This is a genomic window from Aquirufa nivalisilvae, from assembly GCF_004307455.1.
GTDB classification, from domain to species: Bacteria; Bacteroidota; Bacteroidia; order Cytophagales; family Spirosomataceae; genus Aquirufa; species Aquirufa nivalisilvae.
Genome location: NZ_SEWX01000019.1, coordinates 1 through 628, shown reverse-complemented (window position 1 = coordinate 628; position 628 = coordinate 1). Strand labels below are relative to the sequence as shown.

General features: G+C 37.6%; 2 pseudogenes. Both read right to left on the bottom strand.

The annotated features are described in order from the left end of the window. A pseudogene (locus tag EWU22_RS13130) lies at nucleotides 1-425 on the bottom strand (hypothetical protein); the annotation flags it as partial. A gap of 23 nt (nucleotides 426-448) precedes the next feature. Further along, nucleotides 449-628, bottom strand: a pseudogene (locus EWU22_RS13125) (hypothetical protein); the annotation flags it as partial.

The window sequence follows — 628 nt, the reverse complement described above, 5'->3', positions numbered from 1 at the left end:
GTCAATAGTCTTTTAGAGGTGTGATGACCCACTATATGACGTGTATAGGCATCTATGATAAAAGTAAGGTAATAATAGATCCCATTGACTTGATAATAACTAATGTCGCTCTGCCAATATTGGTCTATTCGACTCGGTTTTTGATGTATCAATAAATTCTCAAACCGAACCACTCCTTGACTATCTGTCGTCTTGATGAAGGAGAGTATTCTAGGCCTGGTTAAATGTTGTTGCTTACAAAATATCTCAAATAAATCCCTTCCCATCATCTGCTGATGATCGGGTTTTATCATATAGTACAAGTAGCGAATAGCCATGGTGGGGTGTTTTACTCGAATTTCATCGACGGCCTTTAATAAATGATGTTGAACTTTTTCCTGCTTGATTTGTCGATTTAACTGTTGATGTACAGCTTGCTTACTCATTCCAAGACTTCGATACAATTCATTTAAGCTGAAGTGATGTTTTTCTCGGGTGAGCCAGTAGTATCGAAGGGTTTGGAATCGAATTTTTTTTTAATATCAACCCCATATGCCTGTTCGGCTAGATCAATCATTTTATCCTTAAAGTCAAGCAAGATTTGCTTCTGACCTACGATACGCTCTAGTTCAGCCACTTTTTTCTTGAG